This is a genomic window from Streptomyces sp. NPDC034043, from assembly GCF_055575675.1.
The window spans coordinates 282,324-303,400 of sequence record NZ_JBVISF010000006.1 but is presented as its reverse complement, the minus strand read 5'-3'; the positions used below and the strand labels follow the sequence as shown (position 1 = coordinate 303,400).

General features: G+C 75.7%; 11 protein-coding genes and 1 pseudogene. 5 read left to right on the top strand and 7 right to left on the bottom strand.

Annotated features, from left to right (window positions below; translation table 11 throughout):
- Window positions 1-9 precede the first annotated feature (9 nt).
- The 5 genes from ACZ51S_RS17720 to ACZ51S_RS17700 form a co-directional block, all read right to left on the bottom strand.
- Window positions 10-1,557 carry a SagB family peptide dehydrogenase gene (locus tag ACZ51S_RS17720; protein WP_468961355.1) on the bottom strand — a complete coding sequence of 516 codons (1,548 nt, stop codon included), beginning with the start codon at window positions 1,555-1,557 and terminating at the stop codon, window positions 10-12.
- A gap of 48 nt (window positions 1,558-1,605) precedes the next feature.
- Window positions 1,606-3,516, bottom strand: a complete 1,911-nt coding sequence (locus ACZ51S_RS17715) for a TOMM precursor leader peptide-binding protein (protein ID WP_468961353.1) — start codon at window positions 3,514-3,516, stop codon at window positions 1,606-1,608.
- Window positions 3,506-5,698: a TOMM precursor leader peptide-binding protein gene (locus ACZ51S_RS17710; RefSeq protein ID WP_468474650.1), complete on the bottom strand. Its 2,193-nt coding sequence runs from the start codon at window positions 5,696-5,698 to the stop codon at window positions 3,506-3,508. Before ACZ51S_RS17710 ends, ACZ51S_RS17715 begins: the two co-directional genes overlap by 11 nt.
- A gap of 74 nt (window positions 5,699-5,772) precedes the next feature.
- Entirely contained in the window at window positions 5,773-7,509 is a 1,737-nt protein-coding gene (locus tag ACZ51S_RS17705) for an AfsR/SARP family transcriptional regulator (RefSeq protein ID WP_468474649.1), read from the bottom strand.
- 492 nt (window positions 7,510-8,001) lie between these two features.
- Window positions 8,002-8,622, bottom strand: coding sequence for an L-threonylcarbamoyladenylate synthase (locus ACZ51S_RS17700; protein ID WP_388940286.1), 621 nt, complete (start codon window positions 8,620-8,622; stop codon window positions 8,002-8,004).
- Between the two features lie 198 nt (window positions 8,623-8,820).
- On the opposite strand from ACZ51S_RS17700, the gene ACZ51S_RS17695 reads away from it, so the two are divergent.
- The 3 genes from ACZ51S_RS17695 to ACZ51S_RS17685 are packed head-to-tail and all read left to right on the top strand — an operon-like array spanning window position 8,821 to window position 12,833.
- Complete coding sequence (locus ACZ51S_RS17695) at window positions 8,821-10,242, top strand: L,D-transpeptidase (protein ID WP_388940288.1); 1,422 nt, start codon at window positions 8,821-8,823, stop codon at window positions 10,240-10,242.
- 3 nt (window positions 10,243-10,245) lie between these two features.
- Window positions 10,246-11,637, top strand: coding sequence for an MFS transporter (locus ACZ51S_RS17690; RefSeq protein ID WP_468961350.1), 1,392 nt, complete (start codon window positions 10,246-10,248; stop codon window positions 11,635-11,637).
- A complete protein-coding gene (locus ACZ51S_RS17685; RefSeq protein WP_468474647.1) occupies window positions 11,634-12,833 on the top strand; it encodes an anhydro-N-acetylmuramic acid kinase in 1,200 nt (399 codons plus the stop codon). Before ACZ51S_RS17690 ends, ACZ51S_RS17685 begins: the two co-directional genes overlap by 4 nt.
- Before the next feature lie 24 nt (window positions 12,834-12,857).
- Here ACZ51S_RS17685 and ACZ51S_RS17680 read toward each other — a convergent pair whose 3' ends face one another.
- A complete protein-coding gene (locus ACZ51S_RS17680; RefSeq protein ID WP_468961347.1) occupies window positions 12,858-14,762 on the bottom strand; it encodes a choice-of-anchor R domain-containing protein in 1,905 nt (634 codons plus the stop codon).
- Window positions 14,763-14,921: 159 nt separating this feature from the next.
- Entirely contained in the window at window positions 14,922-16,064 is a 1,143-nt protein-coding gene (locus ACZ51S_RS17675) for an ADP-ribosylglycohydrolase family protein (protein WP_468961345.1), read from the bottom strand.
- Window positions 16,065-16,233: 169 nt separating this feature from the next.
- Here ACZ51S_RS17675 and ACZ51S_RS17670 point away from each other — a divergent pair, with 169 nt between their 5' ends.
- Both ACZ51S_RS17670 and ACZ51S_RS17665 read left to right on the top strand, forming a co-directional pair.
- Window positions 16,234-17,709, top strand: a complete 1,476-nt coding sequence (locus ACZ51S_RS17670; protein ID WP_468474644.1) for a multicopper oxidase family protein — start codon at window positions 16,234-16,236, stop codon at window positions 17,707-17,709.
- Between the two features lie 137 nt (window positions 17,710-17,846).
- Window positions 17,847-21,031: pseudogene (locus tag ACZ51S_RS17665) on the top strand (amidohydrolase family protein).
- Window positions 21,032-21,077: the final 46 nt, after the last annotated feature.

The following is a 21,077-nucleotide window of genomic DNA, read 5'->3' as shown; positions in this document are numbered from 1 at the left end:
GTCGCCCGGTCAGGCGATCTCGTGGCGGAAGTCGGCGGGCCCCGGCCGCTCGTGGCCGAGGAGCATGATCAGCAGCGGTGCCTCGTCGGTGCCGGTCAGCCCCAGCCGCTCGGCGTAGGAGACGTTGTCGAAGCCCAGCGCCACGCCCGCGCCGAGCCCGTGGGCGGCGGCCGTGGTGTAGAAGGTCTGCGCGATCGCGCCGACGGCCGCCCCCACGAGGCGGTAGCCCCGGTCGCCCACCGCGTCCAGGACCGCCGTGGTCCGCACGGTCGGCACCAGCACGGCGCCCGCCTGCTCCAGGTTGTAGTTGGACAGGAAGTAGTTCTCCTGGAGGAAGGGCCCGGGCGGCCCCGGCACCACCAGCCGCAGCGCGTGGGCCCCGGCGTCATAGGCGTAGCTGCCCGGCTCGATGCCCTCCACGTGGTTGACGAAGACGTACAAGGAGGTCAGCGAAGGCCCGCCGGGCCGTTCCGCCTCGCTGCCCGGCCGGGTCGCCGCGCAGTCGGCCAGCGCCGCCGCCAGCTGCTCCGCCGTCACCGCCCGGGTGGCGTCGAACCGGCCGAAGCTGCTGCGCCGGGCCCGCAGCGCGGCGGCCTCCTCGACCGCCGGCGCAGCCGGGGCCGGCAGGGGGACGGGCCGTCCGCCCCGCGGCGGATACGCGGCGGCCGCGTCCAGCACGCCGGGCGCCGGACGGTCCCCGGCCCGGCCGAGGGTCGCCGCGTGGATCCGCTCCAGCGTCTCGAAGGCCAGCACGGTACGGGAGCGCTCCGCGTCCCGGTGCCGGACCTCCGCGCCGGCCGACGGAGCCGCCCCGCCGTGCCGCTCCGCGCCGCCCTCCCATTCCAGGGGGAGCACCGCGAAGACGCCCTCCTCCCCGGGCGCGGTGCCCAGGAGCCGGGCGAGCCTCTCCTCGTCGAACCAGAGCGCGGGCGCGATCCGCAGCCCGTACGCCCTCGCCCACAGCCGCCAGGTCTGCACCAGGGCGCCCACGTCCATGCTGACCGCGTGGAAGGAGAAGCTGTTGTACTTGAAGGAGTTCTGCCAGTACTTGACGCTCAGCACCAGGTACTGGGAGCAGCCCTCGTCCGGCCCGAGGCCCAGCGCCTCCCGCACGTCACCGGTGACATCGCCGGTCAGCAGCCGGCGCAGCCCGTGCTGGTGCGGGGCGTAGTGGTACAGGCCCGGGGTCAGCGGGCCGCCCGCACCGGCCGCCCAGTACACGCCGACCGGATACAGGCCGCCGCCCGAGGCGGTGCCGCGCGACCAGTTGGCCTGCGTGTAGTGGGGGAGCGCGGCCAGGTCGGTGTTGGCCTGCACGCCCAGGCGCCGGCCGGTCAGCCCGTACGACTCCTGGAGCATCCCGGACAGCAGGGGCAGCGTGAACCCCGGTGCGGGACGCGGCCCGGCCGCCGGATCCGGCAGCGGCAGGGTCTCCGCGTCCGGGTAGTACTTCGCCTTGCGGGGGCGGTCGGCCCAGTCGGGCACGAAGTCCACGGGCTCCATGGGCACCCGGCCCCGGTACATGATGGCGCTGGCGTAGTCATGGGCGTAGCCCACGGGTCCTCCTCGGTTCGTGCGGCCGTGCCGGGCGAGCCGGCGGCCGGGTCAGGGGAAGGGGTGCGGGGCCGGGTTGAGGTCGGCCGGCTCCAGGTCGCGCTCGCGCAGCCCCGCCTCGCGCAGGGCCGTACGCATGCGCGGCATGCCCAGCGCCCGCTGCCGCGACCAGCCGAAGTCGATCGGCAGCAGCCCCGGCACCAGCACGCTCACGGTGTGCAGACCCAGCGCCCGCTGCTCCGGCAGGGTCTGGTCGACCACCACCACGTCGAACCCCCGGGCGGCGACGGCCTCCACGCACCGCGCCAGGTCCTCGGACACGTCGTCCGACACACCCTCGGGCCCGAGCAGCGAGGACACCGGCCGCAGCGGACCCCGCGAAGGCCCGCGCAGCAGGAAGTCGGCGTGGCGGCCCATCTCCGGCACCCCGTACACCAGCGGGTGGTCGTGCAGCGCGGTCACCAGGCCGAAGTCGGCCGCCATCGCGCGCAGCCGCTCCTCGTCCCGCTCGGTGCGCCCGGGCAGGTTCACCGCGTCCGTCGCGATCTCGCACAGCGCCGAGTCCAGCGCCGACTCCGGGTCCAGCCCGGCCCCCGCCCCGAAGCACATCCGCCCCAGGCCGCCGTCGAACCGCTCGGCGACCGCCGTCACCACCGGGATCGGGAAGCTGATCCGCGTGTCGAAGAACCGCGCCCGGTACCCGTACAGGGCGAGCCGGTCGACCATCGCCCGCGTCGAGGCGCGCCCGCTGGTCGCCGGATCGATCTCCGGCAGCGGCTGCCGCCCGTACCAGGTGAGCAGGAAGGCGTCCCGCTCGACCACCTCCATCAGCCCGAAGTAGGCGGCCTCGGCCAGACTGCCGCCCGAGGCGCAGCCGTTGGAGCTCTCCTGCACGAACCGGTTCTCCAGACCAGGCGCGTGGTAGTACGTCAGCACCTCCGGCACCAGCCTCGGCTGCCGGTCCCGCAGCGACCACCCCCACACCCAGGGGATCTCCCGGTCCGGATCGAAGGGCCGCACCCGGGGGTTGTCCCGGTAGAAGGCCTCGCTGTACAGCCCGACCAGGCGCGGATCCACGGCCTCGGCCCCGAACCCGTTCAGCGAGCCGGTGACGCTGGTCGTACGGGAGCGCGAGCGCATGCCCGCGTACCGCTCCAGCCCCTCCAGCACCCCGACGCGCGCGCTGCGGTCGAAGGAGTCCGTGTGGCCGCCCCAGAACGTCTCGCGCAGGTACTCGCCGGAGCGCATCGAGAAGCAGCCGATGGTCGCGGAGGTGGAGGTCGAGGAGACGTCCTGGACCAGCGAGGGCCCCAGCGCCCCGCACAGCGGGTTCGCGAACGCCGCCACGTCGAGGGCGTACGCCTCCACGGGCCGCGTACGGAACGCCCCCGGCCGGTACTTGGGCGCCGGCTCCGGATCCAGCGCCCGGGCCGTGTCCGCCTCGGGCGTCCCGCACACCGGGCACTCGGGATCGGGCACCAGCGGGTACCCCCGCACGGCCCCGCTCCGCAGGTCCAGCACCCACACCCCGGGGAACACCCCGCGTGCCGGACCGGCGGTGCCGGAGCCCGCCGAGACCACCAGCGCGGCCAGCGCGTCCGCCGCGAAGGGGTGCGCGTACGGCCAGCCGCCCACCGCCCGGGTCTCGCCGCCCAGTTCCAGGGCGTCCCGCAGCGCGACCGACCGCACCGCCTGCCAGCGCCGCTCCAGGCACCGCGCGCACCCCGGCCCGTCCGCCGGGAGGGGGCCGACCACCGCCTGGTGGCCGTAGAGCGCCACCGGGACCGCACCCGCGGGAACCTCCCGGTCCGGGGCGGCGAACGCGTCCCGCAGCCCCAGCGCCGTCACGGCCGGCGGCGGCCCGCCCAACGCGGCGACCGCCCGCTCCAGCAGCGCCGTGAACCGCCCGGCGGCCTTCGCCCCGAGTCCGTCCGCCACGGCGGCGGAGCCGCTACGCGTCATCGCCGGACTCCCGGACCGCCGCCGAGGCGAGCAGCACCCGCACGGTGTGGATGCCCACCCCGGCCAGCTCCGGCGACCCGGTCGGCACCGCGTACGCGTCGAGCCCGGTCCCGGCGAGGCGTTCGAGCACCTGCTCCCAGGACGCCCCGGGCCCCGCCGCCACGGGCGCGGCCGCCGCACCGGACACCGCCAGCGCGCGCGGGTCCAGATCGCGCAGCAGGGGATCACGGCCCGCGTCGGCGCCGTCCACCGCCCCGTACTGCGCCGCGCCGAGGAGCTCGCGCAGCGCCGCCACCGCCGCCGTACGCCGGTCCAGGCCCTCGCCCAGCGCCCAGCGCTCCCCGGCGCGCGCCAGCAGCACCTCCACCCCGGACCGCCGGCCCTCCCCGAGGTCCAGCAGCTCCGGTTCCAGCTCCAGCCGGTCCGCCGACCGCAGCAGGAAGACCAGTTCCGCGTCCTCGCCGTCACGGTCCGGCAGCGGCACCCGGTCCGCCGCCGCCCCCCGCACCGCGCGCAGCAGCGCGGCGTGCCCGAGCGCCGACAGCAGCCCGGCCGCGGCGGCGTCGGCGGGGGAGGGGCCGGCCCCGGCCCCGGCGCGGGTGCGCTCGAAGAGCCGCTCGGCGTTGTGCGGGCCGAACGGCCGTACCGCGCCCGCCGGGACCAGTACGGGCTCCTTCGTCAGCAGGGACACCGCACGCTGGTACGCGGACGGCTCGCCCGGTATCCCGGAGGCCGTCGCCAGCCCCGCCGCGGCCACCGCGCCCGGCTCGCCGCCGCCGACCACGTCCCGGGCCGGCACCACGTGCTCCGCGTACACCAGCGCCGCCGCGTCCAGGGCGCGCATCCGCGCCCCCGCGACGTGGTGCACGTCGAACGCGGCCACGGTGCGTGCCTCGCCGTGCCCGAGGCCCAGCTCGACCACCCCGGCCTTCAGCGGGATCTGCGTCAGCTCCTCGTCCGCGTACCGGGTGAACACCCCCGCGTACGGACGCACCACGGCGGAGCGCCGGTTCAGCTCCTCGACCAGCTCGTCCGCGTCCCGGGCGGTCTCCAGCGTCGGCAGCGCGGGCATGCCCGAGGTGCCGGCGGCGGCGAGGTCCAGGGGGGCCGCCTCCGGCTCCCCGGGCGTGCAGAACGGGCAGCGGGGGTGCGGGAAGAGCGGCTCGGCGGTGACGTCCAGCGAGGCCGTGTCCTGGACGAGGAGCCGCCCGGCGGTCTCGGCCGGCAGCGAACCGGAGGTCGCGCGGAACACCTCGTACCCGAGCAGGTTGCCGATCATCGCGGCCAGCGGCCGCCCCGGCACCGGGCCCTGCGCGAGCGGTGCCTCCGGCAGTGCCAGCGCGCTCCACAGCGCGGCCGCCGGGGCGCCGCCGCGGGCCGAGCCCAGCCGCAGGGCCGCGCAGGACCAGCAGCCGGCGGTGCCGTGGGCCATGAGCGGGCCGACGACGGCGTCGTTCCCGTACGACCAGGCGGGCAGCAGGGTGCGTCCCTCGGGTATCCCGGCGCGCAGCAGCGGCAGCAGCCGGGCCGGAGCCGCCGCCCCGCCGGTCACCACCACGAAGTCGTACCCGTCCAGCGCGTCCCAGCCGAGGGGCTGTCCGGGCAGCGTACGGACCTCCACCGGACAGCCGTCGGCGACGGCCTCGGCCGCCTCGGCCCGTACCTCGTCCGCGTCCGCCCCCGGCGGCAGGCCGACGGTGGCGCAGCCGTTGCGTACCAGGCTCAGCGCGCACCAGCGGGCCACGGCGTCCTCGCCCAGGACGGCGACCCGGGTTCTGCGGAAGCGCAGGAAGCGGGCTTCGGCGTCATCGGCGTAGTGGTCGGCGTAGGCGATCTGCGGCGCGAACCTGCGGGCCACGTCCGCCGACGGCGCGGCGGCCGGCTCCGGCCGCGCGGGCTCTGCGACGGAACGGGCGAAGTCCCGTTCGTACAGCGTCTTGACGAGTTCGCCGACCATCGCGCGCTGCGCGTCGCCCAGCCCCCGGCAGAGCTCTTCGACGGTGTGCTCGCCGGTCAGGTGCGGGACGATCAGCGTGGCGAACCGGTAGGCGGTGCGGGCGGTGAGGCGGAACCCACCGTCGGAATTGTGGAAGAGCACGCCGTCGGGCGTTTCGGTGAAGAGCACGTCCCGGCGGATCCTGGGGCGTGTCGCGGCAACGTACTGGTAGCTGTCCAGGGACATGGAACACCTCTGATTGCGGTCTGATGGGGACGAAGACGTGAGGTGGGAAATGTCGGGGAGGCGGCGTTGCCGCCTCAGCCGGGCAGGAGGGCCGCGGCGCCGTCACGGCCCCGGGCCAGCCACCGCGCGTAGACGCGGAGGAAGGCGTGGATCCGGTAGGGCTCGCCGGGCGGCCCGTCCTCGAGCATCCCGGCCTCCACGAGCTGTTCCAGCACGCTCTCGCCCGCGGCTGTGGCCGGACCGGAGTGCGGCTCGAGCGAGCCGATCCGCAGGAAGGCCTCCCGCAGATCGGGCGGGAGCGCGCCGACGGCCTGCCCGAGGACCTCCGGCACCGACAGCCGGGGGTCCTCGGCGAGGGCCAGCCGGCCCGGCGGGTCCTCCGCCAGCCAGGCCGCGCAGTCGGCGACGGACAGCCCCGGCCGGGTCAGCAGCCGTCCGGCGGCGATCCGCAGCGCGAGCGGGAAGTAGCCGCATACGGCGGCCAGTTCGCGTGCCGCCCGCTCCTCGGCGGCGATCCGCCCGGCCCCGACGAGACCGGTGAGCAGTTCGTGGGCCTCGGCCGGCGCGAGGACGTCGAGCCGGTGCACGAAGCCGCCGTGCCGGGCGACGGCGGCGGCGAGGGCGCGCCGGCTCGTCACCAGTACCGTGGCGCCGCCGGTCTCCGGCAGCAGCGGCAGCACCTGCCCGGCCCCGGCCGCGTTGTCGAGGACCAGCAGCCGCCGGCCGCCGCCACCCGGCTCCGGCAGCAGCTTGCGCGCCTCCTCGACGTCCAGCGGGCTCCCGTCGGGCCGGGCCAGGTCGATGCCCGATACCCCGCCGGGGAAGGCCCGCCGGACCTCGTACGCACTCTGCTGCGCGAGCGCCGACTTGCCGATGCCGGGGGCTCCGGAGACGACCAGCAGCCGGGGCGCGTCGGCGTCGGTGAGGCGCAGCGCCAGGGCCCGCAGGTCCGCCCCGCGTCCGGCGAAACCGGGCACCGGCGGTGGCCCGGCGTGCTCGGGGGCACGGTCGCGCACGGCCGGCGCGGGGCGCGGCGGCGCCGGTCCGAGTTCCTCGGGGCGGCCGGCCGGGCCCAGCTCCTCGGCCCGCAGGATCGCCAGTTCCAGGCGCCGCAGGCCCGGGCCCGGGTCGACGCCGAGTTCCTCGCGCAGCCGCTCGCGCACGGTGCGGTACTCGGCGAGGGCCTCCGCCTGCCTTCCGGTGCGGTAGAGCGCCTCGATGAGCTGCTCGGTGAAGCGCTCGCGGACGGGCTGGCGGCGGGCGCCCTCGTACAGGTCGACGAGCACCTGGTGGCAGTTCCCGGCGGCCAGTTCGAGGTCGCACACCCGCTCCAGCACCCGGAGCCGCTCCTGTTCGAGCGCGGGCACCGCGTCCCGGTGGAGCATGCCCGAGGCCACGTTGGACAGGGGCTGCCCCTGCCAGAGCGAGAGCGCCTCCCGCAGCCGGTACAGCTCCTCGGGGGTCCCGGCGGCGGCCCGCGCCTGCGCTGTCAGTAACCGGAACAGCACGAGGTCGAGCGTTTCGGTGTCGTTGCGCATGCGGTAACCGCCCGGCACGGCCTCGATGGTGGTCGCGGATATGCCGTATTTCGCGAATAACCTGCGCAGGCGCAGCACACAGGTCTGGAGTGCGGCCCGGGCGGTGGCGGGAGGCTCCTCGTCCCATACGGCGCGCATCAGATAGCCGGTGGAAACGACGGCTCCGGGGTGGAGCAGGAGAGCGGCGAGAAGACTGGTCGGTTTGGAAGGTTTGAGAACTACTGTCTCGGGGCCGTGCGCAATACTCAAGGGCCCCAAAAGCTGGAACCGCATTGGTCCCCCGTGTCGGGTCACGTGTGTCGCAGATGAGCGTGATGACGGGGGGCGTCGTTCCCGCGAGCCGCGATGACGGACGCGTACTCCCGAAGGAGTCCGGACCAGTGCCCGCGGCTGCTCGCCGCTCCCCGTTGGGCGGTGAATATCTGGAACCCTACAGAACGGATCTTGTGGAAGTCGAACCGAGATCCGGGTCGATTCCGGCGGTCCAGGCGTTTTTCTCCTCTCCGTCACGCCGGGAATCCGTGGAGTTACCGCCGGTTCGTCAATTCTGTTCAGACATAAACGAGTTCTGATGGAAGCGCGGTCGAGTATCGATGGAGGACGCATTCGCGGAGGGGGGCCGGATGGCCGGATGAGGTGACCGGACTGGCGTATTCCAGTCGTGCCCGACGGCTGGAACGGTGAATTCCGGAACCCGAACCGGAATCCGCCGCCCAGGAAAAAGCGCCCCGGCCGGGAGCCGGCCGGGGCGCGCGGGCCGGCGCGCTACTCGAAGCGCGTGGTGTCGCCCGCTCCGCGGCGCAGGATCTCCACCCCGCCGCCGGAGAAGTCGACGACCGTGGTCGGCCGGGTGCCGCAGTCGCCGGAGTCGACCACCGCGTCCACCACGTGGTCGAGCCGCTCCTTGATCTCCCAGCCCTGCGTCATCGGCTCCTCCTCGTCCGGCAGCAGCAGGGTGCTGGAGAGCAGCGGCTCGCCCAGCTCGGCGAGGAGGGCCTGGGTGACGAGGTGGTCGGGGATCCGGACCCCGACCGTCTTCTTCTTCGGGTGCAGCAGCTGGCGCGGCACCTCCGAGGTGGCCTTGAGGATGAAGGTGTAGGGGCCCGGGGTCGCCGCCTTGACGGCCCGGAACACGTCGTTGTCCACGTGCACGAACTGCCCCAGCTGGGCGAAGTTCTGGCACACGAGGGTGAAGTGGTGCTTGTCGTCCAGGTTGCGGATCGACCGGATCCGCGCGATGCCGTCACGGTTGCCCAGCTGGCATCCCAGCGCGAAACAGGAATCCGTGGGGTACGCGATGAGCGCGCCGGAGCGGATGCTGTCGGCCACGCTGCTGAGGGTGCGCCGCTGGGGGTTCTCGGGGTGCACGTCGAAGTACTTCGCCATCCGCCGAGCCTACGGGACCGGATCGCTCCGCTCCGCCGCTGTCCCCAGGGCAGGCGCTGTGCTCCGTCCGGGTTCACTTGGGGCGCCCGTTCGGACGCAGCACCGAGTTTATGATCATCGTTTCGGCTTTCCGTCCTCTTTGATGCTGTCATCCGGCCGTGGGGCAACCGGGGCAACCGGGACAACTGGGAGGGCTGCGTGGCGAAGTCAGGGACGAAGGCGTGGAGTGCGGTCGCCGCGGTGACGGGGGCCGCGCTGGCCCTCGCCCACGCACCGGGCCGTACGGCCGAAGCGGCGGCGGCCCCCGGCCCCGCCCCGGAGGCGGCGGTCACCCTGCTGGTCGGCCACGCCCTGGACGGCGGCCCGCGCGCGGACGCCGCCGGGTGGTGCGCCGCCGGAGCCTTCCGGGGCGGCCGCTGCGGCACCTGGCGGGAACAGCGGGTGCTCGCCACCGCCCGGGGCGGCGCCGTCCTGCGGGACCCGGCCCTCGGCGAGGCCGGCGAACTCCCCACCGACCCGGGCTCCCCCCTGGAGATCACCCTCGCCCGGCCGGAGGCGGGCCGTCTGACCGACGTGACCGTGACCGACGGGCACGGCCGCCACCTCGCCGGCGAGCTCGGCCCGGACGGCGGACACTGGCGCAACACCGAACCCCTGCGCGCGGGGGAGGGCTACACCGTGCGGGTCCGCGCCCAGGACGGCCGCGGCGCCCCCGTCGGCGTCGGCCTGGTCTTCCGGACCTCACCGGCCGACGCACCCGACGACGGGGGCAGGCTCACCGCCGAGTTCGGCCCCCGCCCCGGCACGTACGGCGCGGGCCAGATCGTCACCGCCGAGCTCAGCCACCCGGTCCCCGCCGACGACCCCGGCGCCCGCGCCCGCGTCGAGCAGGCCCTCCAGGTCACCTCCCGGCCCCACGTCGAGGGAGCCTGGCACTGGGTCGACGGCTCGACCCTGCACTTCCGGCCCCGCACCTACTGGCCCGCCCACACCGTCGTCCGCGTCCGCAGCGGCCTCGACGGGGTCGAACTCGGCGAACACGGCTACGGAGGCCCCTCCGAACCCCTCGAATTCACCGTCGGGGACCGCATCGAGGCCGTCACCGACTCCGCCGCCCACCTGATGACCGTACGCCGCAACGGACGCGTCATCAGGACCATCCCGGTCACCACCGGCAAGGCCGGCTTCCGCACCCGCAGCGGCATCAAGGTCGTCCTCGGCAAGGAGTACAAGGTCCGCATGCGCGGGGACACCGTCGGCATCAAGAAGGGCACCAAGGAGTTCTACGACCTCCCCGTCTTCTACGCGACACGGGTCACCTGGAGCGGAGAGTACGTCCACGCCGCGCCCTGGTCGGTCGAGGCGCAGGGCGAGGAGAACGTCAGCCACGGCTGCACCGGCATGTCCACCGAGGACGCCGCCTGGTTCTACGGGACCGTCCGCGAGGGCGACATCGTCGAGGTGGTCAACAGCGGCGGCGCGAAGATGGACCCCTTCGGCAACGGCATCGGCGACTGGAACCTGGACTGGCGCACATGGCTCGCGGGCAGCGCCCTGAACGGCGCCGCCGCGCCGCCCGCGCCGCCGGACAGCCCCTCGCGCCTCACCCCGACGACCTGAGGCATGGCCCCCCTCGCGGTACGCCGCCCCGCACCGCCCGCCGCCGGCCCGCGCCGGGTGCTGCTCGCGGGCTCCGTCGGGAACTTCACCGAGTGGTACGAGTTCGGCGTCTACGGAGCCTTCGCCACGGTCATCGCCGACCGGTTCTTCACCCCCTCCGGGGCGGCCGGCCAGGGCGGCGCCGGGCCGCTGGTCGCCACGTACGCCTCCTTCGCGGTGTCCTTCTTCTTCCGGCCCGCCGGAGCCCTCCTCTTCGGCCGCCTCGGCGACCGCCTCGGCCGCCGCCCCGCCCTGATCCTCGTCATCGCCCTGATGACCCTGGCCACCACCCTGATCGGCCTCCTCCCGACCCGGGACGCCATCGGAGCCGCCGCCCCCTGGCTGCTGGTCCTGCTCCGCGTCCTGCAAGGGCTCTGCACGGGCGGGGAGTTCGGCGGAGCCGTGGCCCTGATGACGGAATCCGCGCCTCCGGGCCGGCGGGGCCGACACGGCGCCTGGCAGTCCTTCACCGTCGCCCTCGGCCTGCTCGCCGGCGCGGCCGTCGCCGCCCTCCTGGCCGGACTCCTCACCCCGGCGGCCCTGCACGCCTGGGGCTGGCGGATCCCCTTCCTGCTGGCCCTGCCGCTCGGGCTCGCCGCGTACCGGCTGCGCTCCGGACTGCCCGCGGAGCCCCCGCCCCCTGCCCCGCCGCCCCCGCCCGCGCCCCCTGTCCCGCCGCCCCCGCCCGCGCCCCCTGTCCCGCCGCCCCCGTCCCTGTCTCAGGCCCCGTCCCCGCCGCCGGATGCCCGGGCCCCCGGCCGCACCGGCACCGTCCGGGCCGTCGCCCTCGCGGTGGGCCGGCTCATGGGCTGGTCGGCGGCCGGCTACACCTTCCTCGTGGTCCTGCCCTCCTACCTCCAGGCCACCCTCGGCGCCTCCTTCCACCAGGCCCTGGTCGCGACCACCCTCGCCAACCTCGGCTTCGCCGCCGCCATCCTGCCCGCCGGCATCCTCAGCGACCGCGTCGGCCGCCGCCCCGTCATGCTGGCCGGCGCCCTCGCCGTCACCCTCTTCGCGCTCCCGCTGCTCCACCTCCTCCAGGACCCCGCCGCCCCCGCCGCCGCCAAGGCCGCCGCCGTCCTCGCCGCCGGCGCCACCGTCGGCCTGCTCGCCGGCCCCGGCCCCGCCATGCTCGCCGAGATGTTCCCCGCCCGGGTGCGCTGCACCGGGCTTGGGCTGGCGTACGCCCTCAGCGGTGCGGTGTTCTCCGGCTGCGCCGGGCTCGTCATCACCGCCCTGACCGCCGCCACCGGCGACCACGACGTCCCCGCCTACTACGCCGCCGGCACCTGCGCCCTCAGCGCCCTCGCCCTGGCCGGCCTGCGAGGCGACGGCCACAGGAGGCCCCTGCCGTGAGGGTGATCGGGCTGATGTCGGGCACCTCGTACGACGCCGTCGACGCGGCCGCGGCCCGGCTGGCCTTCGAGGACGACGGCGAGACCCTGCGTCTGGTCCCGCTCGGACTGGTCAGTGCCCCCTACGAGGACGGCCTGCGCGACGCCCTCGCCGCCTCCCTGCCGCCCGCGGCCACCACCCTGGCCGACGTGTGCCTCCTCGACACCCGCATCGGGCAGGCCTTCGCCGCCCTCGCGGTCCGCGCCGACCGCGAACTGTGCGCCGGCCGCGCCCGGCTGATCGCCTCGCACGGCCAGACCGTCTACCACTGGACCGACGCCGGGCAGGTCCACGGCACCCTCCAGCTGGGCAGCCCCGCCTGGATCGCCGAGGCCACCGGGCGTCCCGTCGTCTCCGACTTCCGCCCCCGCGACATCGCGGCCGGCGGCCAGGGCGCCCCGCTCGTCAGCCTCGTCGACCTGATGCTGCTGCGCGGACGCCCCGGGACGCCCGCCGCCCTGAACATCGGCGGGATCGCCAACCTCACCGCCGTGCCCGCGGCCGGCCCGCCGGTGGCCTTCGACACCGGACCCGGCAACGCCCTGATGGACGCCGCCGTACGCGAAGTCACCGGCGGGCGCCTCGGGTACGACGAGGGCGGCGCCCTCGCCGCCGCCGGCCGGGTCCACGAGCCGCTCTTGCGGCGCCTGCTCGCCGAGCCGTACTACCGGCGCCCCGCCCCCAAGACCACCGGCAAGGAACTGTTCCACCACGGCCACCTGCGCACCGCCCTCGACGGCTGCCCCGCCCTCCCGCCGCAGGACCTCCTCGCCACCCTCGCCCGGCTCACCGCCCGGACCGTCGCCGACGCCCTGCGCCCGCTGCGCGTCACCGAGGTCATCGCCTCCGGCGGCGGCACCCGCAACCCGGTCCTCATGGCCATGCTCCGCGAGGAACTGCCCCCGCGCACCGCCCTGCTGGACTCGGCGGCCCTGGGCCTGCCCGCCGCCGCCAAGGAGGCGTACGCCTTCGCCGTCCTCGGCTTCCTCACCCTGCACGGCCTGCCCGGCAACGCCCCCGGCTGCACCGGCGCCCGGGGGCCCCGGCTGCTCGGCTCCCTCACCCCGGGCCACGGACCGCTGCGCCTGCCGCCCCGGCCGCCGCGCCCACCGGTACGGCTCACCGTGGGCCCAGCGTCCGGGGTCGGACCGTCTTGAGCGTGCCGCCGCGAGGACTGTAGGTCACGTACGGCGGGCGGGAGGCGTCGGCAGCGGAGTGGCCCCCTCCTGTACGAGCGTCAGCAGGACGAGCGCGTCCGTCCAGCCCAGCGGCACGACCGCGCGCGGCCGGCCCTGCTCGTCCACCGTCTCGGGCAGTTCGCCCAGCACGTTGCGCTGGGCGAGCACCCAGTCCAGCACGGCGCGGCCCTTCTCCCGCTCACCCGTCGCCGACCAGGCGAGGGAGAAGAACGTGGTGCTCGGCGTCCACGTGACGTTCCCCCACTCCGAGTCGTCGGTACCCGGCACGATCCCGCCGTTGGACCTCCGCAGGGCCCGGTACGTCTCGTCGAGCGCCCGGGGGATATCGGCGGGGGTCCGGTTGAACGGCGGCGCCATGAACGCCACCGCGGTGTCGGGGCCGAACTGCCCGTCGAGGGTGCGCGGGTAGCCGAGCGGCCCGAACCGCCTGGCGATGGCCGCCTCCAGCCGCCCCGCGGCGGAGGCCCAGCGGGCGGAGTCCGCTTCCCGCCCGAGCCCGGAGGCCAGGTCGGCGGCGGCCCGCAGGCCGGACAGCAGCGGTGCGGCGGTGCCGAGGTTGGCGGTCTGCGTGGGCAGTTCCCAGTAGTCGGGGGAGGCCGGCGGCAGCCCCTCGCCGTCGAGGGAGGCAGCCGCGTAGTCGGCGGCCTTCGCGAGCGCGGGGTACAGCCCGCGCAGCCGTTCCTCCCGGCCCTCGCGGGGCGTGGTCCGGTACCACTGCCAGGCCGCCCAGGGGACCCAGCCGTTGGCGTCGAGCTGCCACGGCCGGGAGTCCGGCGGTCCCGAGCCGTCGAGCTTGGTACGGGCCTCCCAGGTGCCGTCCGCCCGCTGCGTCTCGGCGCTGTGCCGCAGGATCCGGTACGCCTCCTCGTCGTGCCCGGTGTGCGCGAAGGCGGCCGCCGCGAAGGCGGCGTCACGAGGCCAGGAGAAATCCCAGAAGGGGTGCCAGGCCGCGGCGAAGGCCCCGTTGGGCCGCAGCAGCGCCCGCATCGACAGCAGCGCCCGCCCGGCGCTCTCGCGGCGGGCCCCGGCCGCCCCCGGGACCAGGCCCTGGGCCAGCCAGCGCCGGGACTCGGCGATCTGGGCCAGCGCGCCCGCGTCGCCGGCCTCGACGACCCGGGACTTCTCCGCGCCCTCGGGCAGGTAGCGCCAGCGGCCCGACGGCAGCACCAGCACGTTGCTGCCCTCCACGTAGCGGGCGCCCACCGCGAAGGCCGGGCTCACGGCCTCCACCGCCCGCCCGTTGAAGAGCAGGCCCGCCGTCCGGGCGGGCTTCGTCGAGGCCGGTACGTAACAGGCCTCGGTCTCCCCGCACCGCTCGGAGCCCGCCGGGTTCACGTAGAAGGCCAGGCGGCCCGTGCCCGGCTGCCACTTCCCCCGGGCCTGGTCGTACTGCGCGGCCGGCGGAAAACCGGCCGGGGCCGCCCGCGTGCCGTACCAGGTGACCTTCGTGTTCTCGGCGGTGGTGGCCTGGGCGAACAGGTGGTACCGGGCGCCGGGCCGCAGCGCCGCGCTCATCGGCACCTCCACCCAGCCCGTGCCCGCCCCGCCCAGGGCGGCCAGGTCGACGGTGGCCGAGGCGACCGCCGAGCCGGCGTCGCCCCGGGCGGTACGCACCTGCACGGTCAGCCTCCCGGCCGCCGCCGTACTGCCGAGGAAGAGCGAGACCCGCGAGAGCCGGTCGTCGTCGGTGGTGAACTCCTGGGCCGCCGCCCATCCGGTGTTCCCCCCGCCCCTGATCCAGTACAGGCCCACGTCGTGACCCGCCTGCCCGTCGAAGGCCGCCCGTCCGGCGGGGGAGAGGGGCCCGCCCGCGGCGACCGCGCCGTCCGCCGTCTGCGACAGGGCCGCGAGCAGGGCGACGGCCACCAGGACCGACCGTGTGCGCATCACGCATTGCCTCCACTGTGATGAAGCGTCAAGAAGCCGGGGGGAGCGCGTACACGGCGCCGTTCATCCAATATCCCCGGCGGCGCCCCCGCCGAGGGGGCGTGATCGCTCCAGCCGCTCAAGACCCCCCGAAGCACCGCCCGGACGGTCCAACGCCCGTCACCAGCCGGGGTAACGGTGCAGCCAGTGCGGGTCCCAGCCCTTCTCGTACTCGCCGCCGCCCGGCGACTCCCGCAGCTCCGACAGCAGGTCCCGCGCCAGGGTGTCCAGCACCCACGCCAGCTCGTGCCGGCTCACCAGCCCCACCGGCAGCGCCTGGGCCCCGTGGACCGCGCCCAGCAGCGCCCCCGCCACACAGGCGACCGCCTCCCCGTCGGGCGCCCCCGCCGCGAACCGCAGCGCCCGCTCCACCTCCCCGCGCTCCGGGAACGAAGCCGCCGCGTACAGCCCCCCGAGCACCGCCGACCACGCCGTCGGGTCCGGCGCCAGCCGCGCCAGCCGGACCGGATCCCCCGGATGGGCGGCCGCCCCGGCCAGCGCCCCGGCCAGCAGCCCCAGCTCCGCCCGCGGTACGTCCTCCACCCCGCCGAGCGCCGCGAGCGCGTCCCCGGCGGCCCCGCGCACCGACTCCGCGACCAGGCAGTGCGCGGCCAGCGCGGTCGCGCACACCGCCGCCCACTGCGCCCCCGGATCCCCGTGGGTCAGCGCCGCCACCTCGCGCAGCGGGTGGTTCCTCAGCCGGACGTACTTCGGCGACCGGGCGTCGCCCCACAGCGCCAGGGGCAGCGTCCGGCCCACCGCGTGCCAGCCGCGGCTGCGCGTCGCCGGCTCCTCCAGCGTGCCCTGCCAGGCCCCCGACAGGGCCTCGACGGTGGCCGGGGCGCTGCCGCGCCGCTCCGCCAGCGCCGGCACCCCGGCGAGCCAGCCGTCCGGCCACTCCCGGGCACCGCCCGACCGGTCCCAGCGCCCGCGCACGTGCTCGCGCGCGATGCCCTGGAGGTACGCCCAGCGTCCGTACGCGTGCCACAGCACCGACGGGGGATGGCAGATGCCCTTGTGGCTGCCGCGCACGGCGGCCCGTACCGAACCCTCCACGGTGAAGCAGGCCAGCTGGGTGCAGACCCCCGCACGCAGCACCCCCGCGGGCACCGGCCCGCCCCGCGCCGCGCCCAGGGACTCCCCGAGCGCCAGCCCGAGCAGCAGCCCACGGGCACCCTCCGTCGCCCTGCCGCGCTCCGCCGGCTCCTGGCGCTCCGTCAGCCCGTCCATCGGTTCCGGGTCCCCCTCATCCGCGTCGAACACCGGTGGGCATCGTACGCACGGCATTTCCGGCCATCTCACCAGGCCTCCACATCCGCACCAGCGGCGCGCGAGCGCAATCGAACAGGCTCTCCCCGTCCAGCCACCGCGCACTTTGCGCCAACCCGACCGACCGGCACACGAGGCGCCGGGCCACACCCACGGGGGAAAAGTGATCACTCGACGGACCGCACTCCGGGCAGGCGTCGCCGCCACCAGCATCGTCGGCACCGGCGGCATGCTGCTGCCCGCCGTGAACGCCGCCACGGCAGAGCCGGCCCGCAACGCCGCAGGCGCCGCCGAACTCGACGCCGCGTCCATAACCAAGTTCACGCAGAAGATGCCCGTGCCCCCGGTCCTGCAGCCCTACCGGACCACGAGCACCACCAGCTACTACCGCATGACCCTGAAGGAAGCCACGAAGGAGATCGTGCCCGGGCTCAAGACCCCGCTGCGCACCTTCAACGGCTCCTTCCCCGGCCCCGTCATCAAGGCCGAGTCGGGCCGGCGCGTCGTCATCAAGCAGACGAACTCCCTCGCCGTCCCCACCTCGATCCACCTCCACGGCGCCCACGTCCCGCCGGACAGCGACGGCGCCCCGATGGACCTGATCCCGGCCGGCGGCGGCACGAAGACGTACACGTACCCCAACACCCAGCCGCACGCGAACCTGTGGTTCCACGACCACGCCCACCACATGGAGTCGGAGAACGTCTTCCGCGGGATGACGGGCACCTACATCCTCACCGACGACATCGAGCGCCGCCTGCGCCTGCCCTCCGGCCAGTACGACGTCCCGATCTCGCTGCGCGACGCCCGCTTCCTCGAGAGCGGCGAACTCGTCTACGCCATGGGCGACTTCATGAAGCGCAACGTCGTCCTCGCCAACGGCAAGTCCTGGCCGTTCTTCGAGGTCGCGGCCCGCAAGTACCGCTTCCGCCTCACCAACACCTCCAACCAGCGCTTCTTCGACCTGCACCTCGCCGACGACTCCGAGCTCGTCCAGATCGGCACCGACGGCGGCCTGCTGCCCGCCCCGCACCGCACGAACGTGGTCGCGATCAGCCCCGGCGAGCGCGCCGACGTCGTCATCGACTTCTCCCGCTACCCCGTCGGCACCGTCATCGAGCTGCGCAACAAGGACATCGCCCCGTTCGAGTCCGCGGACGTGGTCGGCAAGGTGCTCCAGTTCCGCGTCACCCGCACCGCGGCCGACCACAGCGTCGTCCCGGACCAGCTGCGCACCCTGCCGCCGCTCGGCCCGGCCACCGTCCAGCGCGAGTTCGACATGCGGATGGACGAGGCCCCCGGCGGCAGCGCGTACATCAACGGCAAGACGTACGACATGGACCGCATCGACACCGACATCGCCTACGGTGCCACCGAGATCTGGACCGTGACGAACAGCAACAAGATCGCCCCGCACAACTTCCACATGCACCTCGTGCAGTTCCGCGTGCTGGAACGCAACGGCAAGCCCGTCACCTCCGGCCCCGAGACCGGCCTCAAGGACACCGTGCCACTCAAGCCGGGCGAGACCGTGAAGCTCCAGGCCACCTTCGACGGCTACCGCGGCACCTACGTCTACCACTGCCACCTGTTCGACCACGGCGCCATGGGCATGATGGCCAACATGCGCATCTCCTGACGCCCCGGCCCTCCCCGCCCCGGCGGCCACTCGCGGCCGCCGGGGCGGACCCGTCCCCGTTGCCCCGCCGGGGTCCTGATCGTTTGGCCGCCTGACGGACGGCCGGGCAGGAACCACACACGGGACGGGTGACCGGGATGCGGATGGGGCGCAGGACGGTACTGCGGGCGGCTTCGGCCGGGGCGCTGACGGCACTGGCCGGGCTCCGCGCCCCCAGCGGCGCGGCGGCCGCGCCGGCACAGGGACCCCCCGACGGGGACCGGGCGGTGCTGCGCTTCACCCGCGCCACCAACGGCGCGGCCACCGCCACCGCCGACGGACGGCGCGTCATCGCCGAGGTGCAGAACGTCCTCTGGTCGCTGCCCCCGGACGGCGGGCCCGCCACCCGCCTCACCCCGCCCGACCTGGAGCCCGGCCGCCCGGTGTTCTCCCCGGACGGGAGCCGCGTCGCCATGAGCGCCTACCGCGGCGGAACCTTCCACATCTGGGTGATGCGCGCCGACGGCACCGGCCTGCGCCGCCTCACCGACGGCCCCTTCGACCACCGCGCGCCCGCCTGGTCCCCCGACGGCCGCACCCTCGCCTTCTGCTCCGAACGCGGCGGGGACCCCGTCGCCGGAAGCCCGTACCGCATCTGGACCGTCTCCCTCGCCGACGGCGGCCTGCGCCGCCTCACCGGAGCACCCGGCCAGGACGGACCCGGCCAGGACGGCGCCTGGGAGGACCTCGACCCGGTCTTCTCGCCCGACGGCGGCCGGGTGCTCTTCCCGCGCGCCACCCCGTCCGGCGAAACCCTCACCGCGCGCATCCTCGCCTCCGTCGCCGCCGACGGGACCGGCCCCGTACGGACCGAACACACCGCCGCCGCCGGCAGCATGCTGGCCCCCGCCCTCTCCCCGGCCGGCCGCTCCGCCTGGCTGTCCGCCGCCCCCGGACCCCGCAGGGCCGAGCACCTCACCCTCTACGCCGACGGCCGCCCCGTCGCCCTCGACGGCGACCTCGCTCCCGCGCCCCCGCGCTGGATCGGCGACGACCGCCTGCTGGTCACCCTCGACGGCCGGTTCCGGGTGATCCGTCCCCACCGCGACGCCACCGCCCACGAGATCCCCCTCGACGCCACCCTCGACGTGCCCCGCCCCCGCTACCGGGTCAAGGACTACGACCTGGAAGCCGAACGCCCCCGCCCCGTACGCGGCGTCCACCTGCCCGCCCTCTCGCCCGACGCCCGCAGCGTCGCCTTCGCCGCGCTCGGCGCCCTCTGGACCGCCCCCGTCGCCGGGGGACCCCCGCGCCGGATCCTCCAGGCCCCCGCCACCGCCTACGTCCAGGGCCCGGTGTGGACCCCGGACGGCCGGGCCCTGCTCTACACCGACGACCGCGACGGGCTGAACACCGTACGCCGCAGGGAACTCGCCGACGGCCGGGACAGCGTCCTCTCCCCGCCCGGCCGGGTCTACGGCTCCCTCTCCCCGGACGGCACCCGGCTCGCCGCCCTGGACCTCGCCGGCCGGCTGATCGTCCGCGACCTCGCCTCCGGCACCGACACCCCGCTCGTGGCCCCGCTCGGCGGCGGAGGCCTGCCCAGCCCGCCCAGCTGGTCCCCCGACGGACGCCACGTCGCCCTCTGTGACCGCAACCGGCTCAGCCGCCGCTTCCGCGAGGGCTACAACCTGATCCGGATCGTCGACACCGCCACCGGCTCCGCCCGCCTCCACGCCCTCGCCCCGCACACCTCCCTCTCCGACCGCTACGCCGCCGGCCCCGTCTGGTCGCCCGACGGCCGCTTCCTGGCCTGCGTCGCCGAATCGGCCCTGTGGCTGCTCCCCGTCACCCCCGACGGCACCCCCGCCGGACCCGCCCGCCGCCTCACCGACGAACCCGCCGACCACCCGTCCTGGTCCGCCGACTCCCGCACCCTGCTCTACCAGTCCTGCGCCCGCCTGCGGCTGCTCGGCCTCCGCCCCGACGGCACCCCCGAGGGGGCGCCGCGCACCGTCCCCGTCGCCCTCTCCTACCGCCGCCCCGAGCCCGTCGACACCGTCGTCCACGCCGGACTGCTGTGGGACGCCACCGGATCCCCGCCCCGCGCCGACGTCGACCTGCTCATCAGCGGCGGCCGCATCACCGCCGTCGAACCGCACCGCCCGCGCCGCCGGGCCGCCCGCACCGTCGACGCCTCCCGGGGCACCGTCCTGCCGGGACTGTGGGACGCGCACGTCCACCCGTACCCCTACACCTACGGAGCCCGGCAGGGCGCCCTCCACCTGGCCTACGGCATCACCACCGCCGTCTCCCTCGGCGGCTCCGCCTACGAACAGGCCCGCCTGCGCGAGGACATCCGCTCCGGCCGCCTCGCCTCCCCCCGGCTGCTGGCCGGCGGCGAACTCCTCGACGGCTCCCGCGTCGCCTACAGCATGGGCCGCGCCCACCGCACGCACGCCGGACTCGCCCGCTCCCTGGCCCGCGCCGAGGCCTGGACTGGGACTTCGTCAAGACCTACGTACGCGCCCCCTACGCCTTCATGGAAGAGGCCGCCCGCTTCGCCCGCGAACGGCTCGGCGTCCGCTGCGGCTCCCACCTGTGCGCTCCGGGCATCCAGTCCGGCCAGGACCTGACCACGCACCTGATCGCCACCGAACGCGCCGAGTACGGCCACGGCGCGACCCCCGCCGGCCACACGCACCAGGACACCCTGGAGGTCTACACCCACGGAGGCTTCGACCTCGTGGCCACCCCCTTCACCGCCCTGCCCCTCATCGGCGCGGACCCCTCCCTCGCCGCGGACCGGCGCGTCACGGCCATGATGCCGCCCTGGGACGTGGCCACCCTCCGGGCAGCCGCCGCCCGCCCGCCGACCCCCGAGCAGAACACCGCGCTGGAGCGGGAGATCGCCGTCTACCGGAGCGTCCTCGCGGGCGGCGGCCGCGTCGCACTCGGCACCGACGCCCCGCTCACCCCCGTCGGCCTCCACCTCCACCTCGCCCTGCGCGCCCTGCACCGGTACGGCTTCTCGCCCGCCGAGGCCCTCACCACCGCCACCCGCACCCCCGCCCGCGTCTACGGCGCCGACGGGCACCTCGGCACGGCCGAACCGGGCAGGCTCGCCGACCTCACCCTCATCGACGGAGACCCCTTCACCGACTTCGACGACCTGGTCCGCGTCCGCGCGGTCCTCCGCGCCGGCACCCCCTACGAACGCGACGCGCTGGAAGCGGCCTTCCCCGGTCCGCTCACCCCCGACCGGGCCTGGCGGCCCGTGCTGCGCCAGATGCACCGCGACTCCTGCTGCACCGCGCACCGGGTCAACGGGCCGTTCCTTTAGGGGGGTTAGCCCCACCCCCGGGCGGCCGGTCTGCCGGATGGGCCCG

Coding starts and splice junctions, on each gene's coding strand:
- ACZ51S_RS17715 (WP_468961353.1), bottom strand. CDS start 3,516: ATGACGCGTAGCGGCTCCGCCGCCGTGGCGGACGGACTCGGGGCGAAG.
- ACZ51S_RS17710 (WP_468474650.1), bottom strand. CDS start 5,698: ATGTCCCTGGACAGCTACCAGTACGTTGCCGCGACACGCCCCAGGATC.
- ACZ51S_RS17705 (WP_468474649.1), bottom strand. CDS start 7,509: ATGCGGTTCCAGCTTTTGGGGCCCTTGAGTATTGCGCACGGCCCCGAG.
- ACZ51S_RS17700 (WP_388940286.1), bottom strand. CDS start 8,622: ATGGCGAAGTACTTCGACGTGCACCCCGAGAACCCCCAGCGGCGCACC.
- ACZ51S_RS17690 (WP_468961350.1), top strand. CDS start 10,246: ATGGCCCCCCTCGCGGTACGCCGCCCCGCACCGCCCGCCGCCGGCCCG.
- ACZ51S_RS17680 (WP_468961347.1), bottom strand. CDS start 14,762: ATGCGCACACGGTCGGTCCTGGTGGCCGTCGCCCTGCTCGCGGCCCTG.